Here is a 25,379-nt window from a genome sequence, read left to right as displayed (position 1 = left end):
TGGCTTACACCAGTTTCTCCAGCTCAGGTACAGCTTCGAACAGGTCAGCGACCAGGCCGTAATCAGCCACCTGGAAGATCGGCGCTTCTTCGTCCTTGTTGATCGCAACGATCACTTTGGAGTCTTTCATGCCGGCCAGGTGCTGGATCGCGCCGGAGATACCGACGGCGATGTACAGCTGTGGAGCAACGATCTTGCCGGTCTGACCGACCTGCATGTCGTTCGGTACGAAACCGGCGTCAACGGCGGCGCGCGAAGCACCCACTGCAGCGCCCAGCTTGTCGGCCAGCGCATACAGGTGTTTGAAGTTGTCACCGTTCTGCATACCACGGCCGCCGGAAACGACGATCTTGGCAGCGGTCAGTTCCGGACGATCGGACTTGGCCAGCTCTTCGCCGACGAAAGCCGATTTGCCAGCGTCGCCGCCAACAGCTACAGCTTCAACGGCAGCGCTGCCGCCTTCGGCTGCAACCGGGTCGAAACCGGTGGCACGTACAGTGATGACCTTGATGGCAGCGGAAGACTGCACGGTAGCAATGGCGTTACCGGCGTAGATCGGACGCTTGAAGGTGTCAGCGCTTTCAACCGCGATGATCTCCGAGATCTGATCAACGTCCAGCGCAGCAGCAACGCGCGGCAGGATGTTCTTACCGTTGCTGGTAGCGGCAGCCAGGATGTGGCTGTAGCCCTTGCCCAGCTCGGCAACCAGTGGCGCAACGTTTTCTGGCAGTTGATGAGCGAAAGCAGCGTTGTCAGCAACCAGTACCTTAGCCACGCCAGCAATTTTGCCAGCAGCTTCGGCAGCAGCGCCGCAAGCGGAGCCTGCAACCAGAACGTGGATGTCACCACCGATTTTCGCAGCAGCAGCAACAGTGTTCAGCGTGGCTGCAGCCAGGGCAGCGTTGGTGTGTTCAGCGATAACCAGGATAGTCATTTAGATTACCTTCGCCTCGTTCTTCAGTTTCTCGACCAGTTCAGCCACGGACTTGACCTTGATGCCAGCGCTGCGGGTCGCAGGCGCTTCAACTTTCAGAGTCTTGACGGTGGAAGCGGTGGAAACGCCCAGGTCGGCCGGGGTTACGGTTTCCAGCGGCTTCTTCTTGGCTTTCATGATGTTCGGCAGCGACGCGTAACGCGGCTCGTTCAGACGCAGGTCGGTGGTCACGATAGCCGGCAGGCTCAACGCAACGGTCTGCAGACCGCCGTCGATTTCGCGGGTTACGTTGACCTTGTCACCGGCAACTTCCACTTTGGAAGCGAAGGTGCCCTGGCCGAAACCAGTCAGCGCGCCCAGCATCTGGCCAGTCTGGTTGTTGTCGCTGTCGATGGCTTGCTTGCCCATGATGACCAGCTGAGGCTGCTCTTTGTCGACCACTGCCTTAAGCAGTTTGGCCACAGCCAGCGAGTTCAGCTCGTCGGCCGACTCAACCAGAATGGCACGGTCAGCACCCAGGGCCAGCGCGGTGCGCAGCTGCTCTTGAGCAGTGGCTGGGCCGATGGTTACGACAACGATCTCGCTCGCCACGCCTTTCTCTTTCAGGCGTACAGCTTCTTCCACGGCGATTTCGCAGAAAGGGTTCATCGACATCTTGACGTTGGCAAGATCAACGCCGCTGTTGTCCGCTTTGACGCGAACCTTGACGTTGTAGTCGACCACTCGTTTGACAGCTACAAGAACCTTCATGGATTCCTCGTTACTCTCCGGTGAATAAGAATGTCGCCAGAAGCGAACATGGCGGGAACTGCAGACCGGCCGGAACCGGGAGTCGACCAATAACGGCAGACACAAAACCGCCCGTATCTTGACCGCACGACCTAGACTGGTCAATACAACGAAGCGGCCAATCGTCAGCGATGTAGTAAGATTCTAACAGCCCTACAGAAAATTCAAACAAACGTTTGTATTGGCCCGTTCGAAGGGTCTGGATATAATGCGCCAGCATCGCTCATGGAACGAGCTTGATCGCCAAATAAAATTAGAGAGCCTTGAGTAGGAGATAGCCTGTGGAACGCGAATTTATGGAATTCGACGTCGTCATCGTCGGCGCTGGCCCTTCCGGCCTGTCCGCCGCCTGCCGACTGAAGCAGAAAGCCGCCGAAGCGGGTAAAGAAATCAGCGTCTGCGTGGTCGAAAAAGGCTCCGAAGTCGGCGCGCATATTCTTTCCGGCGCAGTGTTCGAGCCTCGCGCTCTGAATGAACTGTTCCCTGACTGGAAAGAGCTCGGCGCCCCGCTGAACACGCCGGTCAAGCGCGATGACATCTATGTCCTGACCAACGCCGAGAAGGCCAGCAAGGTTCCGGACCTCTTCGTGCCCAAGACCATGCACAACCATGGCAACTACATCATTTCCCTGGGCAACCTGTGCCGCTGGCTGGCACAGCAGGCGGAAAACCTCGGCGTAGAAATCTACCCAGGCTTCGCTGCTCAGGAAGCGCTGATCAATGAAGAAGGTGCGGTCTACGGCATTCTCACCGGTGATCTGGGCGTTGACCGTGAAGGCCATCCGAAAGAGGGTTACTACACCCCAGGCATGGAACTGCGCGCCAAGTACACCCTGTTCGCCGAAGGCTGCCGTGGCCATATCGGCAAGCAGCTGATCAAGAAATTCAACCTCGACTCCGAAGCCGATGCTCAGCACTACGGCATCGGTATCAAGGAAATCTGGGATATCGACCCAGCCAAGCACGAACAAGGCCTGGTGGTGCACACCGCCGGCTGGCCGCTGGACGTGGTCAAAAATGAAAACACCGGCGGCTCGTTCCTCTATCACCTGGAAAACAACCAGGTAGTCGTTGGTCTTATCGTTGACCTGTCTTACAGCAACCCGCACCTGTCGCCGTTCGATGAGTTCCAGCGCTACAAGCATCACCCGGTAGTTGCCCAGTACCTGGAAGGCGGCAAACGCGTCGCTTACGGCGCTCGCGCCATCTGCAAAGGCGGCCTCAACTCGCTGCCGAAAATGGTCTTCAACGGCGGTGCGCTGATCGGTTGCGACCTCGGCACCCTGAACTTCGCCAAGATCAAGGGCAGCCACACCGCCATGAAATCCGGCATGCTGGCTGCTGACGCTGTGGCTGACGCGCTGTTTGCAGGCAAAGAAGGCGGTGACCAGCTGACTGGTTACGTCGATGCATTCAAGGCCAGCTGGCTGTACGACGAGCTGTTCCGCAGCCGTAACTTCGGCCCGGCGCTGCACAAGTTCGGCCCGCTGGTGGGTGGTGGTTTCAACTGGCTGGATCAGAACATCTTCGGCGGCAAGATCCCCTTCACCCTGCACGACACCAAACCGGATTACGCCTGCCTGAAGCCGGCTGCAGAGACGCAGAAGATCAGCTACCCGAAACCAGACGGCAAACTCAGCTTCGACAAGCTCAGCTCGGTATTCCTCTCCAACACCAACCATGAAGAGGAACAACCCTGCCACCTGAAGCTCACCGACCCGAGCATTCCGCTGAGCAAGAACCTGCCGCTGTACGACGAACCGGCGCAGCGCTACTGCCCGGCCGGCGTTTACGAAATCGTCACCAAGGAAGATGGCGAGCAGAAGTTCCAGATCAACGCGCAGAACTGCGTGCACTGCAAAACCTGTGACATCAAGGACCCCGCCCAGAACATCAACTGGGTGGCCCCTGAAGGTACGGGCGGGCCTAACTACCCCAATATGTAAAGCTGCCTACGATCTGCTGCGCGTCGGCTCTGCTGCGTTGAAAACAGGTTCGGAATGCTCATGTACAAAAGTACACTCCGCTTCCTCACCTGTTTTCGCCTTGCATAGCTCTAGCTCGCGAGATCGTGAACAGGCTCTAAGACGCAAAGAAAAAGGCTCCCTCGGGAGCCTTTTTCTTTAGCTGTAAACCACTCACTACACAGGCTCAGGCCCGATAGGAAAGAATTCACCACCGCTCCAAACACCCAACCAGGTCTTGCCATCGATCTCGCGTGACACCGCCAGCTCGACCAGCTGATAAAACACATTGCGGTGGATCAACGCCTCAAGATTGCTGCGCACATGCACATAGGGCGCCGGCTCTTCGGTCACAGCATCCAGCTCAACACGCAGCGGATGCTCGAAACCTGCCACCACCTCATCCTCGACATTGGTGACAAAACGCAGCACCTGCGCCTCACCCTCGCCGTCCACTTGCAGGCTGACCGCGACAAAGGGCGCGTCATCCACTTGAATGCCAACCATCTCCACCGGCGTCACCAGCACGTACTTATCGCCGTCGCGCCGAATGATGGTGGAGAACAGCTTGACCATTGGCTTGCGGCCAATCGGCGTCCCCATGTAATACCAGGTGCCGTCACGGGCGATACGCATGTCGATATCGCCACAGAACTCCGGGTGCCACAGGTGCACCGGTGGCAACCCCTTGCCCTCGCCTTTGGGTATCTGTGCCAGCAGGTCGCCGGCCTTGCCTGTATCAGTCATTACTCAATGCCCCAAGCCCAACAAACGCCGCGCGTAATCCTGCAGCGCCGGACCGATCAGGTCCTCCGGCTTGGCATCATAAAGCGTCAGGAAGCCTCCGCGGCTACGAATGCGCGCGGTATCGACCAAATAGCGGGTATTGGTTTCGATCAGCATCAACTGAATGACCCCACGATCAGTGCCCAGGCGGTCCAGCGCCTCCTGATCCTCCCACTCCTCCACCGTGCCAATCCGGTCATCGGCATAGGCGAAGCGGCTGTACAGCAGATAATGCGCACCCGCCTCGCGCGCCTGCGCCAGCGACTCCTCCAGGCCTAACGGCGCCTTGGCGCGGCGCACCATGGGGAAATATTCGATAAACCCCTTATAGGCCTCTTCAGCCACCACATTGGGCCGCGGATAGGCACCACCCGGCGGCACGAAATGCCCCTGGGCGATATAGATGAAGGAATCGGCCTGCAAGCGCCACGGGCTGGCGCGGCGCGTCTGGCTATGATCCAGCACGCCAACATCACGCAATTGATAGATCGCCTCATCCGCCAGATCACTGGCCTTCATACAGCCACCCAGCAGCAACACACTCATTATCAGCAACAGACTACGCATCATGCCTCTCCCGCTACCGGTGACAGAAAACCGGCGGATAGCGCCTAGATGCAGATTTCACGCCACACGCTGCCAATCAAAGGCCGCGCTGCCACTCCTGGCGTAGCCGTGCCTGCTGTGGCTGCTCGATCGCCTGTCGCACTTGTGCCAGCAGGCGCGGCTTATCAGCACCCAGAGTGCCTTTAAGCACCAGGTAATTGGAGGCGTGATCACTGCGGAATACCGTATCATGCAGTTCAAGGCTGCTGAGCAAACGCTCCACCTCGACAAACAGCTGCTGCTGATTGAGCGGTTGAAAGTCGGTAAAACCCTCACGAAACCGCGTCTCCCCCATAGGAAAACTCACCACCAGAGTCGAGAGAAACTCTGGCTGCGCCGCATTCATCAGGCGCGCCGAGTTATCCGCGTGCTGCTCACTCAGGGTCGTGCCGCCCAGGCCATTAAGGATCATCACCGAACGGGTGATACCCGCCTGCCCGAGCTTGTCCAGCGCGCTGAGGCTGGACTCGTAGGTTTCACCCTTGTTGACCCGCGCCAGCACCTCATCATCACCGGACTCGCAACCGACATACGCCATACGCAGGCCGGCGTCTGCCAGCTCCTTGAGTTCATCCACCGATTTCTTGCGCAAGTTGCGTGGCAGGCAGTAGCTCGATACCCGCTCAACCTCCGGCATGTGCTCGCGAATCGCCTGCAGAATGGTCAGCAGACGACGCGTCGGCATCACCAGAGCATCACCATCGGCGAGAAACACCCGCTGCACGATCATCCGCTCGCCGGTCAGACGAATCTCTTCGAGCACCTGCGCCTCATCACGGGCGCGGAATTTCTTCTGCTCCTGGGTATACATTTCGCTAGTAGTTATCCCTATTTTATCCAAAAAATCGAGTGAGTGAGTGAATGACCATGATTTGTATGGATTTTTTATTGGGATTTTTTTAGGAGATTGATCTATGTGCATTCCAAGAAATTCTCCATGCGCAGGAGAATCTGCGCTGGCCCCTGAGCGCTGATATTCATGGCGATAATGTGTCTTAAGAGGTTCATCAGATAGCAAAATTGAGCTTTATGAGCCTTTTGGGGGTCATTAGAGCAACCTTCGCTCAAACGCTTCAGTCTGATGTGCGGAGCATAGACCGTAACGCAACGCGCCTACCAAACGCCTTCGGCGGAAGCTCAACGGCTTTCTTCACTGCTTCTTCATCACCCACCAAAATCACTTGCACTTGCGCCCTAGTAACAGCGGTGTACACAAATGTGCGATCCAAAACGCGTGACTTGCGCACCGGCACGATCACTCGTTTGAACTGACTGCCCTGACTTTTGTGCACGGTGATCGCGTAAGCGTGTTGCATTACATCAACGTCGCTGTCGAGAACGAAGTGTTCAACACCCTCATAAATGGCCTTTCCCAAGGCAATCCGGATATCCGGTTGTTCCTCATCGCCCAAGTTGACTTGCCTGGGCTGCTCGAAAACCTCTGTTAGCTTGCCGAGGCACCCGTTTTGCAGGTTCCGATCCCACTTGTTTGTAGTAAAGAGCAGTAGATCACCCTCGCAAAAGCCCGTCGCTTCGACACCTCCCGTTTCGGGATTTGTAGCCATCAGAGGCTTTCCATTTCCTGCGTAGCGGACATGACAGACCCTGTTCAGCGTCTCCACACCGGCAAAGGGACAGGAGCTGGTGGCACCCAGGATTTGTGTGCCACCTCTATCCTGCTCGTAAAGTTCAAGAACGGTTGAGAGTATCTCGTTGTCGGTGCATCGGATGAATACGACCTCTTCCAACGCATCATCTGAAAAGTCATGCCAGTGACCCTCGCGAATCGCCTTAGCTGCTACCGGAATAGCTGACTCAGCGGCCTGTCGTTTGACTTCTGTAAGCTGTGTGCTGGGCATTCCAGAAAGGTCGCACAGCACATGCAAGATAAGTCCCGCACCGATTGGGGGAAGCTGGAAGGGATCGCCCACAAGGATCAAGTGAGTGCCGAATGGCAGCTTGCTGATAAGTCGGTGGAAGGTGACCAGATCGAGCATTGAGGCTTCATCAATAACGACGATGGGTTCTGGCCCCATGTCTTTCTCGGTAACATTTTTTAAGAAGCCAGCAATAGTCGTTGCTTCCTCGCCAGTAGCTTCGATCATGCGAGCAGTTGCACGGCCTGACAGGGCCATTTGGAATCGGGGCTTACCCAGGGTGTCTAATGCTCTGTAGAGCGCTTTGAGAACTGTCGTTTTACCCACGCCAGCCCCACCCGTGATAATGCTGAAGCGGTTTTCTAGCGAAGTCTTGACTGCTGAGCGCTGAGCTTCGTTCAGTGCAAATGCCGGAATTCCTATGCGCAGGCGTTCTTCACGTTCGAAGTCTCCAAGCAGCTCGTCTACGTCAGTCTGAAATAGTTGCTGTTGTTTCGTGGGGTTAGACAGCAGCGAGCGGATGAACTCGGCACACTGACGCTCCATGATGTAGGTGCCAGGCGCATGTAGCATCAAATCGCCGTTTTCGGATTCACGGCTGATGAACTGACCAGCAGCATTACCCTGAATCAATGCACTTGACATCGCAGAAAAGGGTGCGGAATACGGCTTTATCAAGCGAAAGACCGCATCCTGAATGTCTCTCAGGGTTGCGCATGTATGCCCTTGCTCAGACACACGATACAAAGCTTCTTCCAGCGCAGCAGTGAGTCGGCGCGGATCATCTAAGGCAACGCTGAACTTATCTCTGGCGATGCCGTCGACGCGCTCCCAACTGCCTTCGAACGACAGCATTCGGTACGGATCTTCGATCAGAGCGTTGATCGTGTTTTTTTTGTGAAACTTGATTATTTTCCGCGCTAGATCCAGCGGGATATCGCGGTCTTGAACAAAGCGAAGAGTCTTTTTGTCACCACTTGCTAACCACTTCTCGAACAACCCGGCCCGCACATGCTCTGTCGTTATCACTTGCGCAATTGCGCCATGATCCTGATTGTCGAGCGCTTCATACAGCTGCTCACCCAGGGCGTCCCAGAGCTTCGTTGCTTTTACCTCCCGTATGCCCGGCACATTGTCAGCAAGCCACTGAATTAACTGACTACCAGAGGGGCGAACGAGTCTGACATCTTGAGCCTCGATCTGAGTTTCTAGCACTACATATGAGCCATGGACTCGCTGAATCGTGCGGGTTTCGCCATAAATTTCGTAGATGCCCCCAACTTCGATATTCGCCGGCTCAACGATGGCCGCTGACACGCTGACAACAAATGCGCTGGTTCGATCATTTAGGCCATTCGACAAGTCAACACGGTGGCCGAAAGCGATGCATCCTTTACGATTCTTGACTCGCATACGGGTCAATCGAACAGTCGCACTTATCAGCTCAGGCGTGTTCACTGGAGCGTTCATCTGGGCAGTCGTCCGGTTTCTTGCATAAAAGTAGACAGCAGGCTGTATTGCTTAAGCATGGCTTTAGCTTCGGCCAACTCGGCACGCAAAGCTGCATTCTCTTGCTCTAGCGAGTTAAGCCTTTGGCTATCATTGCGGCGCTGCTTGGCTTCCCTGTCGCGCATCGGCGGCTCTTCGCTGTTTAAGTGCGCTTCAGCAGTCAACGGGGGAAGCACGCCGGCCCCTCTCAAGCGCTCCTCCAGCTTTTCCAGTGCGTTTTTGATGGCCGGGTTCTGTACCAGTGCGCTTTTGCCAAAGCCGCATTCAGCGGCGATTTCTGAGCGCTTGAGCTTGCTCCGGTGAACATACTCTCGAAAGTCATCGTCCGACTTCGATGCGGCCCAAGCGATGAAAGCCGTTAGGTTCTGTTCAGCTGCCTGTTGTCCGCTCGCCATTTTTACTTCACCTGAACAGACAGGACTTTTTCAATGGCGTCCCGGAATCCGGGCTTGTGAATCTTCTTGCCTTTCAAATCAACGACTTCACCCCTGCTTCCAATGGACAGCCCCACAAGACCGAGCTCTGCGGGATCGATTGCCGCTTTCAGCGCAGCCAACTCGGCATCGTTCAAGCGCAACTGTGCCGAAACGGCTTGCCCCGATACGCTTCCCAGGACGATCTGTCCGCCACTGTGCTTTGCTTTGCGCGACTCCTTGGCCTTGATTGCCCGCAGCTCTTTGGCCAGCAGGCTAACGCTCATGCGCAGCACGGGGTCTTCGATGTGTTCGATCCAGCTTTTTTGATGAGCTTTTGTCTCACTGGCCTTAGGAAGTGACGCGAGTTTCCAGGCTTGGATCAGTTCACGGTAATGCTCACCCGTCGAGTTGACTATCGACTTTTCCCCCGGAATGGGAAGCCCACGATCTTGGCCGAGCGTAATGATTGTCTTGTACGAGAAGTCGCTGGAATGCCGCTCATGCAACAGCCGGCACACTTCGTTGATGGCTTCCAAGCTGCGCTTGCGGCGGCTATCGCCGGCCTCGCTCATCAGCCGCGCGTAGGTGTCCTGCGGCGAAGTAAGTTGGTCACTCATTGATAAAAGCCTCGTGGGTCAACTGGCGGAGAGCGCGATCCGGATTAGACAAAAGCTCTTTGATCTCGGTCGAAATGGGCGTCATCTCCAGTTCGTGAGTGTCAATGTCGAGCAGCATCAAGTCGCCCGAGAACAGCTCGTCGATCTTTTTCCATGACCCCAAGCGCTGAAGGAGAATCCGGTTCATCTCGTTGGCAACGACCAGCTTCTGGTCGTCGTCAAGAGTGAACATGGCCGGTGCCAAACCGTTATTCGCAGCCATCCGGTCGATGGCCTGTGCGATCAGAGGCACGGCACGTGAGGGGTTGGCCGACCGATAGATCGTTGCGTTTTGGCAGATTTCGGCGAGCAAATGGTAGTTCGTGTTGGACTCCTCAAAGGAGACACCGACTTCGGCAAGATCGCCAGCGGCGATCAGTCTGACGCCAGACTCGGCCTCGCCGCTCTGCTCGCCTGCATTGATGAGTTTCAAACAGCCCTGGACGTAGTGATTGACGGCGACGTAGTCAGTCAGCAGGCCGTCGAGCTTCCCGGCGCTCTGTTGTTGATTTGCGCTCGCCTGCTTTCGCGTCGACTGCTGAGTGTCCGGCTGATTAGCTTGGCAAGCGTCATACCAGTCCTGCTCAAGTTGGTCGACCTGCGCCGTGTAGCTCTGATAGCGTGCGCTTTCTGCATGAATCTCCAGTGCAAGCTCGTTCGCCAGCGCCACCAGGCTGCCAAGGAACGGCACTCCGGTGACAAAGAACCGGCAGCGCACGCAATTCCTCTGACCCAGATAGCCGGCTTCGACAGGCGCATAAAGAATTTCTGCCTTTCTCTCGGCCACAGCATCGCCGCCTAAGTGGCATGCCGCGCACGACATCGGGCAGATGCCGTGATCAAACACCACGCACGCTGAGTTCGGTACATCAGATTCAAGCAGCGAGCGATTTCCGTCCGTAGCAATCAATTGATTGCGAAGCGGCTGCAATCCAAGCGTTCTAACCGTTTCGGCATTGCGCTGAGCTGATAGCTCTGCGGCGCGCTTTTCAGTCTCGCCCATGGTGCGGCGCATCTGATCGTTGTTCAGCTTTGTGTAGTAGATCGTCATGACCAATGAAGCATGGCCAACAAGCTTAGAGATCAGGTGAATGGGCGCTTCGCCGTCTGCGATGAACGCCGTAATCAGGCTGACGCGCAGGCTGTGCGGCGTGTACGGGCTGATATAGCGCTGATTGCTCTCTGAGTAGTGCTCGCTTTCGCTGGCAAGGTTTTCGCCGGGTCGTTGAATCGCGTAAAGCAATGCCGGCAATGTGTGGGTGAAAACCGTTGTGGTGAGCGCCGGCTGACCCGAGTCGCCCGTGCGGAACAGGAAACACTGCGTGCCACGCGCTTGCAAAATCTTCTCATTGGTTTCTGCGCGCAGGTTTATGTCAGACCAATGCGTCGGCGCTTGTAGGGGGTTGTACTTGGCTTGCCAGTCGCGGAGCAGCAGAAGCCAATAGAGCAGATCCTCGGGAATCCACGGAATTTCGTAGCCGCCCTCCCTCCTGCCCGTCTTGTTGGTCGTCACATAGAACTTTGGTGCATCTTTATCTCCTCGCTGCACAGCAGCCTGCGGGCGACGTTTTTTGCTCCCTTTCCCAGCAAGGTGGCCAGTGTTCTTCTCCCAGCGAATTCGGCCCTCCGCATCAAGAACAGCCATCTCATTATCTGCCTCCCCGCTGTCCAGCCAGAGAATCTGTTGCCCGCGCAGTGGAAAACGCAGCAGCGTGTAGAGCGCAACAAACCTGACAGGTGACCAAATCTGATAGGCGTCGACGACTTCACGCTTTCCTGGCGTCTTGCGGTCAGCTTTGACCTGGCGCCAGATACAGTTCGGGTCGTTTCGGTCGATCCGCGACTCATCCACATATATCCAGTCGGCGCGTGTCGAAAACATGCTTCTCAGGTGCGGCAAATCGCTCAAGCTGGGTCGTGTATGCAATACCTGCTCGCAGTTCGGCACCAGAAAATTGCGCGCCCGCAAGATGTACTCATAACCGAGCGGCGGCTTCGTCGACTGGTTGGGCCGATAAAACTGCAAGCTATCGCTGTAGCCGGCCAGCACAGTTGTAAATGGATTCCTGTACTCCGCAAGAACAATGCGCTCGTCCGCGTCGTCATCCGTGCAGTGTTCATCTAGTAGCCAGCCAAAAAAAGCCGTGATTGCAGCGTGATATGGCTTTCTCAGGGAGTCGGCCTGGGCTTCGATGAACTGCTGATAGGCCTCAGTGGGGAATGGATTGGCGCGCAGCAGCAGGTATATGGGCTCATCCGGCAACCCCTGAGCCTGATAGAAACTGCTCAAAAAAGCCCTAATCGCGGATTTCTTTGCGCCGATGTTCGCCTGGGTCTTCACCCACTGCTCAAAAATGGCCCACATGCGCGAGTAGCCCACTACCGCAGTGTTTGGCTTTTCATTGCCGAAGAAGTCGTACCAGTCCACCCAGCCGATGGCGCCGTAGACCTGATGAGGCGCGGCTGGCAACCGCTGGTCTTCGCGGTAATGCTTTTTGTAGCCTGACATACTCTTGATGTTCAGCGCTTGGACTGCCGCCCTTGCCTCGGCGTAAGTCGGGTAGAAGTCGGGCCGGTCATTGCCCAGGAAGTCGTACCAGTCCACCCAGCCGGCACCGACATAGAACATATCAGGCTTGGCAGGCAGCCGCTTGTCTGCGTGGTAAAGGTTTTTGTAGTTAACCCCATCTTTGATGCCCAGCTCCTGGGCTGCCGCTTTGGCTTCGATGTAGGTATAAAAATCCTTCTTCTTGCGTGGCATAGACGTCAGTCCTTGGTCAGATCGTAGGAATCGTCTGCATGCTGCAAACGCATCCGTGCTTCCAGGTTGCAGAGTTCCTGGCGCATCTGTGTCGTCGTCGACTCTGTGTAGGTCATGCCCGATTTGAGCGAGGCATGGTGCATCGCGTTTTTGATCAGCAGCGGATTTGCTTCATCGCGAGCCAGACGCTGGCCATAAGCATGGCGGTGACCGTGCGGAGTAGTGCCTGACATCTTTTCGTAGAACAACCCGATTCGCTCAATAGCTAACTTGTGGCTTTTGCGAAACATCCTGTGCGAATAAGGCTGGCCGTCTTGATTGGTGAAGGCGTAGGGGTGAGCTTTTCCAGCCTCCGGCTTCACCCGCTGTTTAAGGTGATAGTCACGCCACAGTTCGGCAAAAACCAGCCCAGCCGCATGGGGATAAAAGAGCACTTCGAAGCAACGGCGGTGCGGGTCAGTAATCAGTGGGTTCTTCCACCCCAGAAACAGAGGGTCTTTAGCTTTCACCAGCTGATTGCGCGGTTTCAGCCCGTATTGGAGCGAAAGGTAAGCAGTGCGATTTGATTTTTGGTCAGGTGCCAGACCGTATTCAGGGTGATATACACGAACGATGACCTCACCGGCTTCTAAGCTAACGTCATCGCACCAGAGCGACAGCGCTTCCGACACCCTCAATCCGCCAAAGTGCATAAGGTAGGTAATTAGGACATTGCGAAGGTCTGTCGGCCCGCGCGAGTCTCGCGCCCGCCTTCGGAAACCCTCGGATACCAGCTGCTCGAAGTGCTCCTCTTCAAATGCTTTGGCGGGTGTTTGACGTTCAATTGGCATCGACCTTGAGCGCACGACCCTGGACTGGGTCGCCTCAGGATTGTGACGCCAGAGGTGAGACAGAAAGGCGTTATCCCTTTTGTGCGAATAAGCAGCCCAATTCAGTCTTTCTTCGTGCTTAGTCGCTTGCCGCCAGGGATTGAGTTGCAGCTTTGAATCTTCCGCGATGACAGCAAGCCAATCCGAGAACTGCGTGACATGGCCGATCAGCTTGGCGGCATCGTCAGTTTGCCTCGGCAGCCACAACAGGCCAGAAGGGTCGCAGTTATCGGACACAGTGCCGGCATAAAGCGCGTCTGAAAACGCAGTGAACAGCGCTCTCGGCGTGTCATAGAAGTCATGGTTGGTCTCCATGTATTCAACCAGCAACTGCAACGCGAAAGTGGCCGAATCTTGCCATGAGCGGCTCATGCGCCGGTTCAGGTGCATGTATCGAGCGAACTGATCCAGAACGCCATTCTCGGTAACAATAACGGGCAAAATTGACTGATCGCCGGTCACAGCTACAAAGGTTCTGTACTCGCGATGCGATGCTTCAAAGAACGTAGCCATGCGTTACTCGGCAAATTTTGGCTTTCTTGTACTATAACGGGGTAACTCTAGCACTGTATATACATACAGACAAGTACTATTCGGTAAAAAATAGGATTTTTTACGAAATTAGCGGGTAGCTAGAGGTGTATTTAGGACTTGAAATCGGGGTAACTAATCACAGAACGTGCACTTGTTCCAGGAGCAACCATTGGTCACCGGCAAAATCAGCGAATGGGCTTCGCTGGGCGGCCGGAACACTGGCTCGATATAGCTGACGGGGAAATCTTGCATGCTCTTCACTCGGTACAGGGGCGATCTCAGCCGCCAATAATCTTCATCACGGTTGCACCGCCGGAGAACGCCACATCCTGCTTGTCGCCCAGCGCCTTCACCAGCAGCCCCTGCAAGGCCGGTAACGCCTGATGGCGCGGCTTGTCGAGCAGATCACCGACATAATGGCGATTGCTCGATGACAGGCAGCCATGCAGCCAGCCGGTCGAAGACAGCCTCAGGCGCGAGCAGGTGCGGCAGAACGGCACGCTTTCATTGGCAATCACGCCGAAATGGCCGACGCCGGGGATGGCATAACGCAGCGCGGTGGCGTCCAGCGCAGCATGGGCCTGGACATAGTCGTAGCGGCTGCCGATCAGCGCCAGCAGCTCGGGCATACCGACAAACTGGCGCTGAAACCCGTTGCCGTCACGGGCCAAATGCCCCATGCGCATCAGTTCGATAAAACGCAGCTCGAAGCCATTGGCCAGGCAGTAGTCGAGCAGCGGCAGCACCTGATCGAGGTTCTGTCCGCGCAGCGGCACCATATTGACCTTGACCTGCATCCCTGCCGCCCGTGCTTGCTGCAAGCCCTCCAGCACCGTGGCCAGATCACCGCCACGGGCAATCGTACGGAAGGCCGCAGGGTCGAGGGTATCTAGGGAAATATTCAGGCGGCGAATGCCGCATTCGAGCAGCAACGGCAGCTTACGCGCCAACAGCTGACCATTGCTGGTCAGGCTGATATCCGCCAAACCGAGCTGGCTAACGCCACGCAGAAAGCACTCCAGTTTGGGGCTCACCAGTGGCTCGCCGCCCGTGATGCGCAAACGCTCGATGCCGGCAGCTTCGATCAGATAAGCCACGCCACGCAGCATGGCCTCAGCGGATAACTCGTCCTGCGCGGCCACCAGGCGTTTGCCATCCGGCACACAGTAGGTACAGGCATAGTTGCAAGCGGCGGTCAGACTGACCCGCAGATTGCGAAAACGCCGGCCCTGGCGATCAACGATCATGCGCGACTCCAGCAAAGGTGAAGGTCGAGTATAGGGTCAGCGCCGGCCCAGCAGAGTCGTTATCCACTCGCTGAATGCCTCAGCTACTCGGCGTATCACCCTCACGCTTGCGCTTGTTACCCATGCGCACACCAATGTCCATAAGGAACTGGAAGAAGCCTTCCTGATCTTCCAGCACATTGCTCCAGAACGGCGAGTGGTAAAGCGCCACGGCACCGTGCACCAACGCCCAGGCGGCGCAGTAATGGAAATACGGAGGTACGTCTTCCAGCTTGCCTTCAGCGATACGACCTTTGATCAACTGCGTCAGGCGCTCGAAGTTGGAGGCACGAATCTTGTGCAACTGCTCGACCATCTCCGGCACCTGGTTGCCCTTGACCACTTTCTCTTCGAGGCGATCGAACAGGCGATAGCGCTGTGGGTCGCGCATGCGGAATTCGAAGTAGGCGCGCGACAGGGCTTCCTTGTCGCGATCGACGTCGGCCGAGTGCAGCAACTCGTTGAGATCGCGCTCGTAATCCAGCATCAGGCGCAGGTAGATCTCCGCCTTGGATTTGAAATGCTTGTAGATGGTGCCTTTACCGATACCAACCGTGTCGGCAATCATCTCCACAGTCACGCTGTCCTCACCCTGGCCGAGGAAGAGTTTCAGTGCTGTGTCGAGAATTTCCTGTTCGCGGCGGCGAAACTCACGGACCTTGCGGGGTTCTTTATGCATAAAAGGACTACGGGGTCAAAAAAACGAAGGCGCGTATTATGCCTAACTACCGGCAAATTGCACGGATCATCCGACCATGTACGCAGTTCATGACGAGTTTCCACAGCTTCCCGGCCTGCGTTATCTGAACCACGCAGCCGTCGCGCCCTGGCCACAACGAGCCGTCGATGCGGTCAGTCGCTTTGCCATTGAGAATGCCCGCAGCGGTGCCCGCGACTACTCGACCTGGCTGCAGGTCGAACGACGCTTACGCGAGCGTTTGCAGCGCCTGCTCAACGCGCCCTCGCATAGCGATATTGCGCTGGTGAAAAACACCTCCGAAGCGTTGTCTTTCGTCGCCTTCGGCCTGGACTGGCGGCCGGGTGATCAGGTGGTGATCAGCGATGAGGAATTCCCTTCCAACCGCATCGTCTGGGAAGCGCTCGCCCCGCAGGGCGTCGAGGTGGTGCAGGTCAATCTGCATCAGGGCGATGCCGAAGCCGCCCTGCTCGCCGCCTGCGGGCCACGTACGCGGCTTATGGCGATCAGCGCCGTGCAGTACGCCAGCGGTTTGCGTTTGGATCTGCCGCGTTTGGGCCACGGCTGCCAGGCACGCGGTGTGCTGCTGTGCATCGATGCCATCCAACAATTCGGTGCGCTGCCCTTCGACGTACAGGCCAGCCAATGCGCGTTTGCCATGGCCGATGGGCATAAATGGCTACTCGGCCCGGAAGGCCTGGGCGTGTTCTATTGCCGCAGCGACCTGCGCAACCAGCTCAAACTGCATGAATACGGCTGGCATATGCTCGAACATGCCGGTGATTACCAGCGCAGCACCTGGGAACCCGCCCGCAGCGCCCGGCGCTTTGAATGCGGCAGCCCGAATATGCTCGGCGCCATGGCGCTGGAGGCCAGCCTGTCACTGCTTGAAGAAGTGGGCATGACGGCGGTCGAAAGCGCCCTACAGCAACGCATGCAATGGCTGATTGACGGACTGCGCAGTATCCCCCGCGCCCACCTGCATAGCGCCGTGGAACACCACCGCCGCGCCGGAATTCTGACCTTCAGCCTGGATGGTTGGGATAATTCGGCATTGTTCGATCAACTGAAACAGCACCAGGTGATCTGCGCACAACGCGGTTCGGGCATCCGCCTGTCGCCGCACTTCTACACCGCACCCAGGGTGATTGAAGAGACATTGGCGCTGCTGCAACAGCTGGCGACTGCTTGAGGACTCAGCAGCGCGATCTGTATTCCAAATCCGTTTAAGAATGCCGGCAAATGGCCTGGACGTTCGGCAATCTTCACCAATACTGAGTAGTACTGGTGTGCGGCGTATCCCCCAAGCGCCCCGCCAGGCAAGGTACCGTGGACCGCGTACCTTGATTTACTCCTAATGGTCTTAACCCGGTCTCATCCCCCAGAGCCCGGGTTTTTTTTGTCTTCGATTTCTCAGAAAAGATCGATCAAACCACCCGAGCCAACGGGAATAAGCGCTTGAAGTTGGCGGTGGTCTGTTCCGCCAATTGCTCAAAACTCACACCCCGCAACACCGCCAAGTATTCGGCCACATCGCGCACATACTCCGGCAGGTTCGGCTTGCCGCGGTGCGGGATGGGCGCCAGGTAAGGCGAGTCGGTTTCCACCAGCAAGCGATCTGCCGGCACCTGGCGGGCCACTTCACGCAACGCGTCGGCATTGCGGAAGGTGACGATACCGGACAGCGAGATATAGAAGCCGATATCCAACGCAGCCTTGGCCATTTCCCAATCTTCGGTAAAGCAGTGCAGCACACCGGCTTGCGGCAGCGCCGCTTCACGCAGCAGCGCCAGGGTGTCGGCACGCGCCTCACGGGTGTGCACGATCACCGGTTTGCCGGTAATCCGCGCGGCGTCCAGGTGCAAACGAAAGGATGCCTGCTGCAGTTCCGCAGACTCAGGCTCGTAGTGATAATCCAGGCCAGTTTCGCCAATGGCCACCACCTGCGGGTGATTCAACTCACCGAGCAGCCAATCCAGCGCGGGTGCCGTGCCGGGTTCTAGGTCCAGGGGATGCACACCGACCGAGCAATCGACATCGGCATAGCGTTCAGCCAAGCCTTTGACCGCAGCGGCATTGTCGGCGCTGACGCCGATGCACAGAAAATGACCAACGCCGCGCGCGCGCGCAGCATCCAGCGCCGCGTCGAGCGAACCGCCGTGGGCAGCCAGGTCGAGGCGGTCAAGGTGACAGTGGGAATCAACCAGCATGGGGAGCAATCACTTGAGAAGCGGTGCCACAGAGCGGGCACCGCGATACGGAGGAAAAACCACTTACATGGTGTGCGTCGGGCGATCCGAAGTCAGCGCACCGGCCAGGTAGGTTTCAATCTTGTTGCGCGCGGTGTTGTCGCCATCATTGAACTGCACACCTACACCGGCTGCGCGGTTGCCTTGCGCGCCCTTCGGCGTGATCCACACCACCTTGCCGGCGACCGGAATTTTTTCCGGCTCGTCCATCAGGTTAAGCAGCATGAACACTTCATCGCCGAGCTTGTAGCTCTTGTTGGTGGGAATAAACAGGCCGCCGTTCTTGATAAAGGGCATGTAAGCGGCATAAAGCACGGATTTGTCTTTGATTGTCAGCGACAAAATTCCGTTACGCGGGCCCAGGTTAGGAGGCAGACTCATGCGGCATTCCTGATTTTATTCACTTAATGGCCGATTCTAGCCCGGTCCGGGCAAGCTTGCCCACTGCACCAACAAGGCTTCGAGAAGCAAGACACGGTTAAGGTTTGCCTTGCCGATGACTTTCTGACGCTGCGCCAGTAACCAATCCTGCATGTTCAACACTTTCGCCTGTGGGGTTTTCTGCGCCAGGTACTGCACCACCTTACGCATATCGGCATGCCCCAGCCCATTTTCATCCTGGGTCAGTTGGTAGCGCAGCATCAACTGCGACCACTGGCAGAACCAGTCGAAGAGCAACTGCAGGGACACCGCATTCCAGCTTTCGGCCAACTGGCTGGGGGCAATCTGCTGTTTGAGCAGCTTTTTCACGCCTTCAACCACCTGCGCACGCTGAGCGCTGACGCCCTGCTCATGCATCTGCACCGCCAGCAGGGGCGAGCCTGCGGCCAGGAACAGCAGCTCACGATGCTCCTCAGCGCTGCATGCCGGTAACGCCTGAGCCAGCCAGGCCAAGCTCATGGCCTCACTCGGCAACGGGCAGGCCTGTTGCACGCAGCGACTCTTCACCGTAGGCAGCAAACGGCTGGGCTGATGACTGATGAGCAATAGCACGGTATTGCCAGAGGGCTCTTCCAGGCTTTTCAGCAAGGCGTTGGCGGCATTGATGTTCATCGATTCAGTCGGCTCGACCAGCACCACTTTGCGCCCGGCCAGCTGCGCGGTCTGCACCACAAAACTGACCAGATCACGCACCTGATCGACCTTGATCGCCTTGTCGGCCTCTTCCGGCTCAAGGATGTAGTTATCCGGATGGGTGCCCGCCGCCAGCAGATGGCAGGATTTGCACTGGCCACAGGCATCCAGGCCATCGGGCTTCTGGCAGAGCAGACGCGCCATCAAACGTTCGGCCAGCGCGCGCTTGCCGATACCCGCCGGGCCGTGCAGCAAATAGGCATGGGCATGCTGCGTGCGCCCCGCCAATTGCTGCCAGAGTGCGTCCTGCCAGGGGTAAGCTTCAGCCACGCTGCAGCTCCAGCAGCTCCAGCAGCTGTGGCAGCAACGCGTCCAGCGCCTGCTGCACCTGGCTCAACGATTGCGCGGCATCAACAATCTGATAGCGCTGCGGCTGCTCAGCCGCGCGACGCAAATACGCCTGACGCACGGCATCGAAAAACTGCCGGCCCTCCTGCTCGAAACGGTCCAGGCGACCGCGCGCTGCCGCACGGGCCAGGCCCACTTCCACCGGCAAGTCGAATATCAGGGTCAGATCAGGACGTAGCGAGCCTTGAACGAAGGTTTCCAGCTCTGCAATACGCGCTTCGGAAAGCCCCCGACCGCCACCCTGATAGGCATAGGTGGCATCGGTAAAGCGATCGCACAGCACCACACTGCCACGGGCCAGCGCCGGATGGATGACCTGCGCGAGGTGCTGAGCACGCGCCGCGAACACCAGCAGCAGCTCGGTGTCGGCCGCCATCGGCTCATCGCTGGGGGCCAGCAGCAACTCGCGCACCCGCTCAGCCAATGGCGTGCCACCCGGCTCACGGGTCAGCAGCACATCAATACCCTGTTCACGCAGGCGCTCAGCCAGGTAGTCACGATTGGTGCTCTTGCCTGCGCCTTCTGGGCCTTCCAGGGTAATAAACAAACCGCTCACAGGCTGTCCTTACTGATTATTGGGCGCGACTGGGGCCGGGCTCGAACGATAGTCCGCGCGGCGTTTGAGCTGATACTCACGTACAGCTCGGTTGTGCTGCTCAAGGGTATTGGAAAATACATGGCTGCCATCACCACGGGCAACGAAATACAGGCTGCTGCCCGCCACTGGATTCAGCGCAGCCCGAATCGCCTCGCGGCCGACCAGAGCAATGGGCGTTGGCGGCATGCCATCAATGGTGTAGGTGTTATAGGGCGTTGGCTCGCGCAGGTCATTGCGAGTGATACGGCCGTTGTAGCGCTCCCCCATGCCGTAGATCACCGTCGGATCGGTCTGCAGACGCATGCCGATGCGCAGGCGCCGTACGAATACCCCGGCAATCTCGCCGCGCTCTTCGGGCATGCCGGTTTCCTTCTCGATCATCGAGGCCATGATCAGCGCCTCATAAGGTTCTTTGTACGGCAGGTCCTTGGCGCGCTGCGCCCACTCCTCGGCCAGCACCTGCTCCAGCCGTGCGTGCGCCTGCTTGAGCAGTTCAAGATCACTCATGCCACGCACAAAGCTGTAGGTATCAGGGAAGAAACGCCCCTCAGGGTTTAAACCCGGCAGGCCAAGCTGCTTCATCAGCTCGGCATCGCTCAGTTCGCTGAGAATCAGCTCAAGGCGTGTTTCACGCGCCAACGCTGCACGCACCTGGCGGAAATTCCAGCCCTCAACCAGGGTCAGGCTGTATTGCAAGACGTCACCACGGCGCCACTGGCCGAGCATATCCAACGCTGTAGCGCCGGGGGTCAGGCGATACTCGCCACTATGTAGCGGTTGATTGCGCAGATTGAAACGCCAGTAAAGGCGTAGCCAGAAGGCCTGATCGAGGATGCCATCGGCCTCAAGGCGATTGAGCACACCACCCGGCGTTGCGCCTGCGGGCACATCCACCAGGTACTCTTCGGTCAGATTCAGCGGCTGATGCAACGCCGAATGCTGCTGCCAGGCAGCAAAGGCAACCAGCAACGCAGCCAGCAGCACACCACCTTCCAGCAGCAGCAAGATTTTCCGTATCACGAATCAGCAGTCCAGTAGATCGCGGGCAATGGCCTGCAGTTTACGGGTGAGCGGGCCAACCGGCCAGTCGTGGGCACGCAAAGCGCGAACTGGCCACACGCCATAGAGGCTGTTGCACAGCATCACCTCATCAGCCGCCAGCAACTCGGCATAACTGATATCGCGCACCTGGCACTCGACACCCAGCACAGCCGCCTGGGTCAGCAACTCAGCACGCATCACGCCGGCCACGCCACAGCGCGACAAATCAGCCGTGATCAGTACGCCCGCACTGACCAACATCAGGTTGCTGTAAACCCCCTCAATCACCCGCCCGCTGACATCCTGCATCAACCCTTCAGCGTGCTCGGTGTCCTGCCACTCGCTGCGGGCTAACACCTGCTCAAGACGATTGAGGTGTTTCAACCCCGCAAGCAAAGGCTGCTCAGCCAGACGTGTGGTACAGGGAAAAAGGCGCACACCCTGCTCGGCATGAGCTGAGGGGTAAACCGGTTTGACCGCAGCTTGCAGAATCAGACGCGGCCGCATCGGCTCTGGCAGCGCATAACCACGCTGCCCATCACCCCGCGTGAGCATAAGTTTGACCACACCAGCACCCAGCTGCTGACTGAATGCCAGCAGCTGAGCACGCACTGACGACAAGTCGACGGGGATGTTCAGGCGAGTACAGCCTTCAGCCAGTCGCGCCAGGTGACGCTCCAGCAGCGAGGGTTGTCCAGCATTCACGGCGATGGTCTCGAAAAGCCCATCGCCATAGGCCAGGCCGCGATCCGTTATGGACAACAGCTCAGCCGGCTGGCCATCAACCCAGCTCAGCATCAACCGGCAAACCGACGGAACACCAGCGAGCCGTTGGTGCCACCAAAGCCAAAGGAGTTGGACAGCACCACATCCAGCGCCATGGCCTTGGCCTGATGCGCGACGAAGTCCAGATCGCAGCCTTCGTCCGGGTTATCCAGGTTGATGGTCGGTGGCGCCACCTGATCACGTAGAGCGAGAATACTGAAGATCGCCTCCACCGCACCAGCTGCGCCCAGCAGGTGACCGGTCATGGACTTGGTCGAGCTCACCGCCAATTTGTAGGCATGCTCACCGAACACCGATTTCACCGCCGCCACTTCGGCCTTGTCACCCGCCGAAGTCGAGGTGCCATGGGCGTTGATGTACTGCACCTGGTCAGCATTCAAGCCGGCATCACGCAGGGCATTGGCCATGCAGCGCGCTGCACCTGCACCGTCCTCTGGTGGCGAGGTCATGTGATAGGCATCGCCGCTCATGCCAAAGCCGATCAGCTCGGCATGGATGGTCGCGCCACGCGCCTTGGCGTGCTCCAACTCTTCCAGTACCAGGGCACCGGCACCATCGGACAACACAAAACCGTCACGATCCTTATCCCAGGGACGACTGGCCTTGGTCGGTTCGTCGTTGCGAGTCGACAGCGCCCGCGCGGCACCAAAGCCACCCATGCCCAGGCCGCAGGCCGCCATTTCGGCACCGCCGGCAACCATCACGTCCGCTTCGCCGTAGGCAATGTTGCGTGCCGCCATGCCAATGCAATGAGTACCCGTGGTACAGGCTGTGGCGATGGCGTAGTTGGGGCCCTGCAGACCGAGGTGGATCGACAGGAAACCGGAAATCATATTGATGATCGAGCCGGGCACGAAGAACGGCGAAATCCGCCGCGGCCCCTGCTCATGCAGCGACTTGCAGTTGTTTTCGATATTGGTCAGGCCACCGATACCGGAACCCATGGCCACGCCAATACGCTCACGGTTGGCATCGGTGACTTCCAGACCGGAACTGCGCACAGCCTGAAAACTTGCAGCCAGGCCGTATTGAATAAACAGGTCGAGCTTGCGGGCCTCTTTGGCCGACAGGTACTCCTCGACGTTGAAGCCTTTGACCGCACCACCAAAGCGTGTGGAAAAAGCGGAAAGGTCTATGTGCTCAAGCAGGCCGATGCCACTACGCCCAGCCAAAATGCCCTGCCAGCTACTCGGCACATCGTTACCCAGTGGCGACAGCATGCCCATACCGGTAACCACGACGCGTCTACGCGACACAGCAATCTCCTTTTCTAGTTTTCAACGCTTGGAATGCGCTTAAAGAAAAGCCGCACGCCTGATTAGGGAGTGCGGCTTTTCCGAGTCGGGAACCGACGAATACGTCTTACGCGTGAGCGGTAACGTAGTCGATCGCTTCCTGAACGGTGGTGATCTTCTCAGCTTGTTCGTCCGGGATTTCGGTCTCGAATTCTTCCTCGAGAGCCATCACCAGCTCAACGGTGTCAAGAGAGTCGGCACCCAGGTCTTCGACGAAGGAAGCGCTGTTGGTTACTTCCTCTTCTTTGACGCCAAGTTGCTCAGCAACGATTTTCTTGACGCGTTCTTCGATGGTGCTCATACCTTGTTTTCACTCCTATTGGACAAATCCAGGCAGCTGGTCTGCGGCCAAGTGTATAGAAAGGGTTTTTAGCATTTCAAGCTGAATGCCGGGGTGCCCCAAAACACTTCAACGATCTGTCTATAAACCTGTTGCAGCTTTATAACGGATTTTAGACAGCATCTATGACAGTTTTCTGAAAGCCCACGTCACATTCAGCTCATGTACATCCCGCCGTTCACAGGGATAGTAGCGCCTGTGACGTAAGCTGCGCCATCAGAAGCGAGGAAAGCGACCACTTTCGCGATCTCTTCGGCCTGCCCTAGACGACCCAACGGAATCTGTGTCAGCAGCGCGTCACGCTGTGCATCCGGCAATTCGCGAGTCATATCGGTGTCGATAAAGCCCGGTGCCACGGCGTTCACAGTAATCGCCCGCGAGCCCACTTCACGCGCCAACGCGCGACCAAAACCTTCAAGCCCGGCCTTGGCAGCGGCATAGTTGACCTGCCCGCCGTTACCCATGGCCCCCACCACCGAACCGATATTGATGATGCGCCCGTAACGCGCCTTGGTCATGCCACGCAATACGGCCTTGGTCAGGCGATACAGGCTGCTCAGGTTGGTGTTGATGACATCAAACCACTCGTCATCTTTCATCCGCAGCATCAGGTTATCGCGGGTGATACCGGCGTTATTGACCAGGATCAACGGCTGACCAAGGTGTTGCTGGATGTGTTCAAGAGTGCTGGCAACCGACTCGTCATTGCTGACGTCGAGCACCAGACCGGCGCCTTCGATGCCGTTGGCCTTCAGGGTTTCCGCAATACGCTCAGCACCCGAGGCCGAAGTGGCTGTACCGATGACCACAGCTCCCTGGCGACCCAACTCCAAAGCGATAGCCTGGCCAATACCGCGGCTCGCGCCAGTGACCAGTGCAACCTTACCTTGCAGGCTCATAGCATTTCTCCTTAATCAGACCAGGGCCGCATTCGCAGCAGCGAAGGCGTCCGGGGTGTCCAGGTTATGGGTATTGATGCCTTTGACGCAGCGCTTGTTCAGACCCGACAGCACTCTGCCCGGACCACACTCGACCAGATCGGTCACACCCTGCGCCGACAGGCAAACGATTGACTCAACCCAGCGCACCGGGCTGTAGAGCTGCGCCAACAGGTCTCGCTTGAGGCCATCTAGATCCGTTACCGATGCTGCACTGACGTTCTGCACCAGAGCAATCTGCGGTGCTTGCCAGTCAATCGCCGCCACTGCCTCGGCAAAGCGCTCAGCCGCCGGGCGCATCAGCGCACAATGCGACGGCACGCTGACCGGCAGCGGCATGGCACGCTTGGCACCGCGCGCCTTGCACGCCTCAATGGCGCGTTCGACAGCAGCGGCGCCGCCAGCGATCACCACCTGGCCCGGAGCATTGAAATTCACTGCACTGACCACTTCACCCTGCGCCGCTTCAGCGCAAGCCGCCAGTACATCAGCATCTTCCAGACCGAGAATCGCTGCCATGCCGCCCTGCCCTGCCGGAACCGCCTGTTGCATCAGCTGACCGCGATGCTCCACCAGTTTGACCGCGGCAGCCAGCGACAGACTGCCAGCAGCAACCAGCGCCGAGTATTCACCCAGGCTATGGCCGGCAACAAAAGCCGGACGCGCGGTGCTCTCGGCCAACCAGGCACGCCACAGCGCGACAGAGGCAGTGAGAATTGCTGGCTGCGTCTTGTCGGTCTGGTTCAGTTGTTCTTCAGGGCCCTGCTGGGTCAACGCCCAGAGGTCATAACCGAGTGCTTCGGAAGCCTCGGCAAAAGTGTCAATAATCAGTGGCCGTTGTGCACCATGCTCGGCGAGCATCGCCAGAGACTGGGAGCCCTGGCCCGGAAAGACGAATGCGAGAGATGCAGACATGGAAACCTGTTCCTAATGGTCGGGATCGTCGGTGATACGCGCAAGGCTCAG

The 25,379-nt window shown here is 57.8% G+C and carries 23 protein-coding genes and 2 pseudogenes; 2 read left to right on the top strand and 23 right to left on the bottom strand.

Translation table 11 applies throughout. The features are described 5' to 3' along the window. Window positions 1-4: 4 nt before the first annotated feature. Together ACSQ17_RS18405 and ACSQ17_RS18400 are read right to left on the bottom strand one after the other, a co-directional pair. Window positions 5-934, bottom strand: coding sequence for an electron transfer flavoprotein subunit alpha/FixB family protein (locus ACSQ17_RS18405; RefSeq protein WP_090384611.1), 930 nt, complete (start codon window positions 932-934; stop codon window positions 5-7). Further along, on the bottom strand, window positions 935-1,684 hold the full coding sequence (locus ACSQ17_RS18400) for an electron transfer flavoprotein subunit beta/FixA family protein (RefSeq protein WP_108486317.1): 750 nt from the start codon (window positions 1,682-1,684) through the stop codon (window positions 935-937). It lies immediately after the preceding gene. Window positions 1,685-2,004: 320 nt separating this feature from the next. On the opposite strand from ACSQ17_RS18400, the gene ACSQ17_RS18395 reads away from it, so the two are divergent. Then, window positions 2,005-3,669 (top strand): electron transfer flavoprotein-ubiquinone oxidoreductase, encoded by a 1,665-nt coding sequence (locus ACSQ17_RS18395; protein ID WP_436070016.1) that lies wholly within the window; start codon window positions 2,005-2,007, stop codon window positions 3,667-3,669. Window positions 3,670-3,864: 195 nt separating this feature from the next. Here ACSQ17_RS18395 and ACSQ17_RS18390 read toward each other — a convergent pair whose 3' ends face one another. From ACSQ17_RS18390 to ACSQ17_RS18340, 11 genes and pseudogenes are all read right to left on the bottom strand, one after another. Then, window positions 3,865-4,434 carry a DUF1285 domain-containing protein gene (locus tag ACSQ17_RS18390; protein WP_436070015.1) on the bottom strand — a complete coding sequence of 190 codons (570 nt, stop codon included), beginning with the start codon at window positions 4,432-4,434 and terminating at the stop codon, window positions 3,865-3,867. 3 nt (window positions 4,435-4,437) lie between these two features. Further along, window positions 4,438-5,040: a DUF4823 domain-containing protein gene (locus tag ACSQ17_RS18385; RefSeq protein WP_257778202.1), complete on the bottom strand. Its 603-nt coding sequence runs from the start codon at window positions 5,038-5,040 to the stop codon at window positions 4,438-4,440. Between the two features lie 76 nt (window positions 5,041-5,116). Next, window positions 5,117-5,893: pseudogene (locus tag ACSQ17_RS18380) on the bottom strand (radical SAM protein); the annotation flags it as partial. Window positions 5,894-6,152: 259 nt separating this feature from the next. Further along, a complete protein-coding gene (locus ACSQ17_RS18375) occupies window positions 6,153-8,426 on the bottom strand; it encodes an ATP-dependent DNA helicase (protein WP_436070014.1) in 2,274 nt (757 codons plus the stop codon). Then, window positions 8,423-8,860, bottom strand: coding sequence for a VPA1267 family protein (locus ACSQ17_RS18370; protein ID WP_436070013.1), 438 nt, complete (start codon window positions 8,858-8,860; stop codon window positions 8,423-8,425). The genes ACSQ17_RS18375 and ACSQ17_RS18370 overlap by 4 nt, the downstream gene beginning before the upstream one ends. A gap of 2 nt (window positions 8,861-8,862) precedes the next feature. After that, on the bottom strand, window positions 8,863-9,498 hold the full coding sequence (gene gmtX, locus ACSQ17_RS18365) for a gamma-mobile-trio protein GmtX (protein WP_436070012.1): 636 nt from the start codon (window positions 9,496-9,498) through the stop codon (window positions 8,863-8,865). Next, complete coding sequence (gene gmtZ, locus ACSQ17_RS18360) at window positions 9,491-12,298, bottom strand: gamma-mobile-trio integrase GmtZ (protein WP_436070011.1); 2,808 nt, start codon at window positions 12,296-12,298, stop codon at window positions 9,491-9,493. The genes gmtX and gmtZ overlap by 8 nt, the downstream gene beginning before the upstream one ends. Before the next feature lie 5 nt (window positions 12,299-12,303). Then, the gene (gmtY, locus tag ACSQ17_RS18355) at window positions 12,304-13,680 is read right to left on the bottom strand and encodes a gamma-mobile-trio recombinase GmtY (protein WP_436070010.1); all 1,377 of its coding nucleotides are present in this window, start codon (window positions 13,678-13,680) and stop codon (window positions 12,304-12,306) included. 156 nt (window positions 13,681-13,836) lie between these two features. Further along, window positions 13,837-13,953: pseudogene (locus tag ACSQ17_RS18350) on the bottom strand (radical SAM protein); the annotation flags it as partial. Window positions 13,954-13,979: 26 nt separating this feature from the next. After that, window positions 13,980-14,948: a GTP 3',8-cyclase MoaA gene (locus ACSQ17_RS18345; protein ID WP_436070009.1), complete on the bottom strand. Its 969-nt coding sequence runs from the start codon at window positions 14,946-14,948 to the stop codon at window positions 13,980-13,982. 79 nt (window positions 14,949-15,027) lie between these two features. Next, on the bottom strand, window positions 15,028-15,666 hold the full coding sequence (locus ACSQ17_RS18340) for a TetR/AcrR family transcriptional regulator (RefSeq protein WP_436070008.1): 639 nt from the start codon (window positions 15,664-15,666) through the stop codon (window positions 15,028-15,030). A 76-nt stretch (window positions 15,667-15,742) separates the two neighbouring features. On the opposite strand from ACSQ17_RS18340, the gene ACSQ17_RS18335 reads away from it, so the two are divergent. After that, window positions 15,743-16,876 carry an aminotransferase class V-fold PLP-dependent enzyme gene (locus tag ACSQ17_RS18335; protein WP_436070007.1) on the top strand — a complete coding sequence of 378 codons (1,134 nt, stop codon included), beginning with the start codon at window positions 15,743-15,745 and terminating at the stop codon, window positions 16,874-16,876. Window positions 16,877-17,111: 235 nt separating this feature from the next. Here the strand turns inward: ACSQ17_RS18335 and ACSQ17_RS18330 are convergent, their stop codons facing one another. The 10 genes from ACSQ17_RS18330 to fabD form a co-directional block, all read right to left on the bottom strand. Further along, window positions 17,112-17,894, bottom strand: coding sequence for a TatD family hydrolase (locus ACSQ17_RS18330; protein WP_436070006.1), 783 nt, complete (start codon window positions 17,892-17,894; stop codon window positions 17,112-17,114). Between the two features lie 63 nt (window positions 17,895-17,957). Then, window positions 17,958-18,314 carry a PilZ domain-containing protein gene (locus tag ACSQ17_RS18325; RefSeq protein WP_090238100.1) on the bottom strand — a complete coding sequence of 119 codons (357 nt, stop codon included), beginning with the start codon at window positions 18,312-18,314 and terminating at the stop codon, window positions 17,958-17,960. A gap of 36 nt (window positions 18,315-18,350) precedes the next feature. Next, window positions 18,351-19,337, bottom strand: a complete 987-nt coding sequence (locus ACSQ17_RS18320) for a DNA polymerase III subunit delta' (protein WP_436070005.1) — start codon at window positions 19,335-19,337, stop codon at window positions 18,351-18,353. Further along, complete coding sequence (gene tmk, locus ACSQ17_RS18315) at window positions 19,330-19,971, bottom strand: dTMP kinase (RefSeq protein ID WP_436070004.1); 642 nt, start codon at window positions 19,969-19,971, stop codon at window positions 19,330-19,332. Before tmk ends, ACSQ17_RS18320 begins: the two co-directional genes overlap by 8 nt. Before the next feature lie 9 nt (window positions 19,972-19,980). Continuing rightward, entirely contained in the window at window positions 19,981-21,033 is a 1,053-nt protein-coding gene (mltG, locus tag ACSQ17_RS18310) for an endolytic transglycosylase MltG (protein ID WP_436070003.1), read from the bottom strand. Between the two features lie 3 nt (window positions 21,034-21,036). After that, window positions 21,037-21,852, bottom strand: a complete 816-nt coding sequence (gene pabC / locus ACSQ17_RS18305) for an aminodeoxychorismate lyase (RefSeq protein ID WP_436070002.1) — start codon at window positions 21,850-21,852, stop codon at window positions 21,037-21,039. After that, window positions 21,852-23,096 carry a beta-ketoacyl-ACP synthase II gene (gene fabF / locus ACSQ17_RS18300; RefSeq protein ID WP_436070001.1) on the bottom strand — a complete coding sequence of 415 codons (1,245 nt, stop codon included), beginning with the start codon at window positions 23,094-23,096 and terminating at the stop codon, window positions 21,852-21,854. The genes pabC and fabF overlap by 1 nt, the downstream gene beginning before the upstream one ends. A gap of 106 nt (window positions 23,097-23,202) precedes the next feature. Next, on the bottom strand, window positions 23,203-23,436 hold the full coding sequence (gene acpP / locus ACSQ17_RS18295; RefSeq protein ID WP_058066290.1) for an acyl carrier protein: 234 nt from the start codon (window positions 23,434-23,436) through the stop codon (window positions 23,203-23,205). Window positions 23,437-23,630: 194 nt separating this feature from the next. Continuing rightward, window positions 23,631-24,374: a 3-oxoacyl-ACP reductase FabG gene (gene fabG / locus ACSQ17_RS18290; protein ID WP_257778192.1), complete on the bottom strand. Its 744-nt coding sequence runs from the start codon at window positions 24,372-24,374 to the stop codon at window positions 23,631-23,633. A gap of 15 nt (window positions 24,375-24,389) precedes the next feature. Continuing rightward, entirely contained in the window at window positions 24,390-25,328 is a 939-nt protein-coding gene (gene fabD / locus ACSQ17_RS18285) for an ACP S-malonyltransferase (RefSeq protein WP_436070000.1), read from the bottom strand. Between the last annotated feature and the right edge of the window lie 51 nt (window positions 25,329-25,379).

It is taken from the genome of Pseudomonas sp. LjRoot71 (assembly GCF_964253255.1).
Lineage (GTDB): Bacteria > Pseudomonadota > Gammaproteobacteria > Pseudomonadales > Pseudomonadaceae > Aquipseudomonas.
The sequence above is the reverse complement of the archived record's forward strand: the minus strand, read 5'-3'. Positions and strand labels throughout refer to the sequence as shown.

Coding starts and splice junctions, on each gene's coding strand:
- fabD (WP_436070000.1), bottom strand. CDS start 25,328: ATGTCTGCATCTCTCGCATTCGTCTTTCCGGGCCAGGGCTCCCAGTCT.
- ACSQ17_RS18390 (WP_436070015.1), bottom strand. CDS start 4,434: ATGACTGATACAGGCAAGGCCGGCGACCTGCTGGCACAGATACCCAAA.
- ACSQ17_RS18335 (WP_436070007.1), top strand. CDS start 15,743: ATGTACGCAGTTCATGACGAGTTTCCACAGCTTCCCGGCCTGCGTTAT.
- gmtY (WP_436070010.1), bottom strand. CDS start 13,680: ATGGCTACGTTCTTTGAAGCATCGCATCGCGAGTACAGAACCTTTGTA.
- ACSQ17_RS18330 (WP_436070006.1), bottom strand. CDS start 17,894: ATGCTGGTTGATTCCCACTGTCACCTTGACCGCCTCGACCTGGCTGCC.
- ACSQ17_RS18345 (WP_436070009.1), bottom strand. CDS start 14,948: ATGATCGTTGATCGCCAGGGCCGGCGTTTTCGCAATCTGCGGGTCAGT.
- ACSQ17_RS18385 (WP_257778202.1), bottom strand. CDS start 5,040: ATGCGTAGTCTGTTGCTGATAATGAGTGTGTTGCTGCTGGGTGGCTGT.
- ACSQ17_RS18370 (WP_436070013.1), bottom strand. CDS start 8,860: ATGGCGAGCGGACAACAGGCAGCTGAACAGAACCTAACGGCTTTCATC.
- ACSQ17_RS18400 (WP_108486317.1), bottom strand. CDS start 1,684: ATGAAGGTTCTTGTAGCTGTCAAACGAGTGGTCGACTACAACGTCAAG.
- gmtZ (WP_436070011.1), bottom strand. CDS start 12,298: ATGCCACGCAAGAAGAAGGATTTTTATACCTACATCGAAGCCAAAGCG.
- gmtX (WP_436070012.1), bottom strand. CDS start 9,498: ATGAGTGACCAACTTACTTCGCCGCAGGACACCTACGCGCGGCTGATG.
- acpP (WP_058066290.1), bottom strand. CDS start 23,436: ATGAGCACCATCGAAGAACGCGTCAAGAAAATCGTTGCTGAGCAACTT.
- ACSQ17_RS18325 (WP_090238100.1), bottom strand. CDS start 18,314: ATGAGTCTGCCTCCTAACCTGGGCCCGCGTAACGGAATTTTGTCGCTG.
- ACSQ17_RS18340 (WP_436070008.1), bottom strand. CDS start 15,666: ATGCATAAAGAACCCCGCAAGGTCCGTGAGTTTCGCCGCCGCGAACAG.
- ACSQ17_RS18405 (WP_090384611.1), bottom strand. CDS start 934: ATGACTATCCTGGTTATCGCTGAACACACCAACGCTGCCCTGGCTGCA.
- pabC (WP_436070002.1), bottom strand. CDS start 21,852: ATGCTGAGCTGGGTTGATGGCCAGCCGGCTGAGCTGTTGTCCATAACG.
- ACSQ17_RS18375 (WP_436070014.1), bottom strand. CDS start 8,426: ATGAACGCTCCAGTGAACACGCCTGAGCTGATAAGTGCGACTGTTCGA.
- fabG (WP_257778192.1), bottom strand. CDS start 24,374: ATGAGCCTGCAAGGTAAGGTTGCACTGGTCACTGGCGCGAGCCGCGGT.